Origin of the sequence: Paenibacillus ginsengarvi (genome assembly GCF_003626695.1) — a bacterium.
Classification (GTDB): domain Bacteria; phylum Bacillota; class Bacilli; order Paenibacillales; family NBRC-103111; genus Paenibacillus_AB; species Paenibacillus_AB ginsengarvi.
On sequence record NZ_RBAH01000061.1, the window covers coordinates 1 to 3,938 of the forward strand.

Here is a 3,938-nt window from a genome sequence, read left to right on the forward strand (position 1 = left end):
TTATGTTGGAGTTGTCCTTTTTGGCGGATTCCCGGAAAAAGTTAATGTAAAATAAAGTAATGAAATGAATTTTTCCTCAATTCAGCACGACCTGACATAGTGTGATAGAGTCTTTGCAACGCTAGTGTGAGTGAGTAAATTATAATCCAAATCTTGTTCTTAACGTAAGTCGACTGAACTAAAGGAGACGATAGTGAAATTAGAAAGGGAGCAGTTGCCGAGGCGATCTGCTTCCTTTCTTCATTGAAGTAGCGGGCAGGTAACACCAATAAACTTGAAATAAACGGAAAACGGAAAACAGAATAGAGGACTGGTACATACCCGGTACCTATAGCTGAGCCTCGTAAACTCAATCATCCCTCGATGCGCCTCATCTGCAGACGATTCCTATTTCCTGCGGATGAAGCGCCGATCAATGAAAAAAGCGATGAGCAAGGACAAGACGCTGAGTAAAACCGGTACGCCAAACGATTCAAAAGAGAAGGAGCTGCCTTCCAGCTTCAGGTGGTCGGTAGCGCGATATTCGAGCCGCTTGGCGGCAAATTTCGCCGTCTGGATATCCTCCTGCTTGGCCAAATCCTCGATTGCGGGATCCATTGCAAACCGATCCGCCGTGTCACGGTGCAGGAACAGCAGTTTCGCGCTGTAGCCGCTGTTCTTCCATTGGTTGATGTCTTCGGCGGCTGAAGATTCGGCATCGGCACCGACGACAATCATTTTCTCTAGCTTCGGCACGTTTTTTATCTGATAACGCGCGACTAGGTTTAGACCGTGCCTCGTTACGATAGGTGTGTTCTCGCTGGAAACGGTCAACGTCGTCGTCGTACCGGAAGCGGCGTACGTATCGAATGCGGCGGACAAATCCAGTTCATCTGCGCCGTTATATAGCAGCACTCCCGCCTTTACTTTGTTCCATTGATAAGCGTTGTTCAGCACGTACGTTATATCGCTCAACCCGGCAACGAAAGGTTTCATTCGCGGGTTTGTCACGTACTCGTAAGAGGGATAGTTCATCTCTTTCGCCACTTTCTTCGCCGCCGCCTCGCCCAGTTGCTTGGAGATGACGTATAGCGTAGCGTCGATCCCCGATGTCAGACCGGCAGAAGATATAATATTGCCTTGTGGGATGTAGCGCTGATCATTCACCCACTTGATTTCCGGATATTTTTTTATGAGCCTGTTAATGTCTCCCCAGTGCGTCGCGGCCGATTTGCCGTTTAGCAAGCCGGTATCCGCCAGGTTTTCAGCCCCGTTGCAAATGGAGATCAATGTCGTCTTGGCACCCGAGTGCTTCCGAATCCATTCACGGACAGGCGCATATTTATTTTCGTCCAAAATAGGCATAAACGGAATGACGATAATGTCCGGGCTTTTGTCGAGCATCGCATCCATTTCGTCAAACGAATAATGTGGGACGACATCGAGTCCACCGGTTAGTGATTTAATTTCGCGATCGGGGGCAACGCCATACACATTGAAAGCTTCAGACATCGCAAACATTTCGTACGGGACGAGAAAATCGAACACTTCCGTCACTTCATTCGCCAGGAGCACGGCCACTGTCGGTTTGTTAAAATCATATTTCGGTACCTGCAAATCCGTCAATGCAATGGGGGCTTTATCGTAAACCGACATTCCGGCATTCATCGTATTGACGGACCCGACCGCGCCTATCCCCCCTACAACGACAACAAAAACGATAATATAGGTAATAATGCGTAATACAGTTTTCACTTGCTTCGCTCCTTCAAGTTAGATTGCTTACCCATAAAATTAACAAATCAAGAGGGACAATTCATCTGTCTGTGGTTCGATAGAGAGGCTCGCCTAACGTTGGAGCGGCCACTGGACCCCAGTCTGTATTCTTTTTTTATCATGACTCAATAGGGCTATAATTTTAAACAAAACGGTGACTACGCGCTATTCGGTATTGGGACCACTGAAGAACTAACGCTTCTCCTAGCGGAACCTTTAAAAATCAAAAAGACATCTGCCATTGAAATTCCTAGCAGATGTCTTCGTTTTTTGCTGAAGAGCTATTATGTAGTTTGGTTGTTGAACTAACGGAGACGATAGCGCAACACACTGGTTTTTATGTGCGTCTATTATTATGGGGTTATTTGTAACTACTGGGGGGGAGCTGATGAAGCAACGAACATATGTCGCGCCGCGAACGGATAAAGCACCCAGCAGTGATCTGTGGGCTTAAAGGCGGAAGATCATAACCTTTTTGATTTGCCTAGTTTACCCCCGCGCTAGGCTTGCAACGAATGGCTTAGGTTCCGAGGTGTTAGCCATACGACCCATAAATCTCACCGCACTATGTCAATGCAGGTCCCTGTAGCGGTCGCCACACCTCTCGATACGCCCATCGATTTTCTGCATTCAACGGGCAATACAGGTGGATTGGTGGACACGCCCAGCCCAAGTCAATTATGCCCACAGACCGCAATTTGGAACGGAGGAAATTTATGCTTTGGAATTTTTGGAACGCTTGGAAAATAAGGAAACGCATCAAAAAACCAATTATTTTCATAGAGAATGCTGGTGGATGCATATGCACAAAAAGCATTTTTAGTGGTAAAACTCCAATTAAATGGTGCTTTAGAGTAGAATCTGTAGCCCCTGAGGATAATGGTTGGCGCTTCATCGGTAAATCTGATAGCGAATCATATATAAATATAGCCGATAATAATGTTTTTTTAGATTTCAATACGCTTGCTAACATCGATCCCTCTATACTTATGTTATATAATATGCCAGTTGGAACGGATTTATATATTGTAAAGGATAAAGGAAAGATACGTTTTTTCAAAACGGGAACAAAAGAGGAGATAGAAATTGATTATAGGAGTTTGTGATTCGTGATGGGTGACTTGCATGTGGATTTCATTTGGGGCTTTTCCCAGAGTTGGGAATGTAGATTAAGCTATCGGACAGTTTAGTGGAATTAAATGGAAGGAATGGAATGGTGTCGAATGTAAACGAAAGCTAAATTTCGGAGGGAGTGATTCCAATAATGAATGACGTGAGTAATTTTGAGGCAGTACGTGTAAAAAGAAATGAAATTAAGTTAGTTGGTATCCCGTTTGTTGGAGGAAGGCCTTATGCTGATAAGGGAGTCAGTCTTTTCAATGTAGCCAAACATAGCCTTCTAACGGCAGCTGAGCATTTTCCTGGTTGGATTAATAGGGACATTGTTTATGCAGTTCTCCCATCGGGTGAAAAACAATTACCAGACACGTTTTCCGTTATCGTAGCGATAGAGATTGAGAATGATGAAATGGTGCCTGAATGGTTTACTAAAATCAACATCCCACCAAGCGAATATGGACTTGTCTCTGACATCCCAATTGCAGATGAACGTCAGGGCTATCAAGCCATGGATCGTTTTTTTGAAACTTCTATGCGAGTCCCAGAAATGGTCTATGGACATTTCGAAGTGAACGATGCAAACAAACCTGGATTTTTTGAATTGTATACGGCAACCAGACCGTTAAGCTAACGGAGAACATTAGCTTCATAAGCACGATAAGACGGCAGCCAGTAAATGGCTGCCGTCTTCTCAACTAGAGAGTAGTACTAGAATGGGGTAATTGAATGGTGGCAAACCTCGAAAAATATTGTTCCCAAATGACCCTTTTTGCCGTACTTAAAGCGTATTAGATAGGGAGGTGAGGGGGATGTTCCATTCCAAACTGGCCATAGATGCAAAAATGAAATCCGCAGAGCGCGGAGGAGATGCCTTGATCGAGCATTTAATATCGGAGTATCAAAGCGAGCTGCTTCATCTGGCTATGTCTTATTTAAATGACAGATTGTAATATGAAGTGCGACAGCTAAAAACAAAGAAGCCCATGAATGGATTCGTGTAAAATGGAAGTCACCACAACACCATTTTTCACAGGAGAACCCAACATGAGCTACTCCCATCTTAG

4 protein-coding genes are annotated in these 3,938 nt (G+C 44.6%); 3 read left to right on the forward strand and 1 reads right to left on the reverse strand.

Going from position 1 to position 3,938, the window contains the following annotated elements; all coding sequences use genetic code 11:
- Positions 1 to 387: 387 nt before the first annotated feature.
- Positions 388 to 1,734, reverse strand: a complete 1,347-nt coding sequence (locus D7M11_RS35970) for a DJ-1/PfpI family protein (protein WP_120752085.1) — start codon at positions 1,732 to 1,734, stop codon at positions 388 to 390.
- A gap of 737 nt (positions 1,735 to 2,471) precedes the next feature.
- On the opposite strand from D7M11_RS35970, the gene D7M11_RS35975 reads away from it, so the two are divergent.
- The 3 genes from D7M11_RS35975 (at position 2,472) to D7M11_RS36665 (ending at position 3,824) form a co-directional block, all read left to right on the forward strand.
- Complete coding sequence (locus tag D7M11_RS35975) at positions 2,472 to 2,861, forward strand: immunity protein Imm33 domain-containing protein (RefSeq protein ID WP_120752086.1); 390 nt, start codon at positions 2,472 to 2,474, stop codon at positions 2,859 to 2,861.
- Between the two features lie 158 nt (positions 2,862 to 3,019).
- Complete coding sequence (locus tag D7M11_RS35980; RefSeq protein WP_120752087.1) at positions 3,020 to 3,505, forward strand: hypothetical protein; 486 nt, start codon at positions 3,020 to 3,022, stop codon at positions 3,503 to 3,505.
- Positions 3,506 to 3,683: 178 nt separating this feature from the next.
- Positions 3,684 to 3,824 (forward strand): hypothetical protein, encoded by a 141-nt coding sequence (locus D7M11_RS36665; protein ID WP_158607024.1) that lies wholly within the window; start codon positions 3,684 to 3,686, stop codon positions 3,822 to 3,824.
- Positions 3,825 to 3,938: the final 114 nt, after the last annotated feature.

Excerpts from the sequence above, each read along its gene's own strand:
- D7M11_RS35975 (WP_120752086.1), top strand. The coding sequence starts at position 2,472 with ATGCTTTGGAATTTTTGGAACGCTTGGAAAATAAGGAAACGCATCAAA.
- D7M11_RS35980 (WP_120752087.1), top strand. The coding sequence starts at position 3,020 with ATGAATGACGTGAGTAATTTTGAGGCAGTACGTGTAAAAAGAAATGAA.
- D7M11_RS36665 (WP_158607024.1), top strand. The coding sequence starts at position 3,684 with ATGTTCCATTCCAAACTGGCCATAGATGCAAAAATGAAATCCGCAGAG.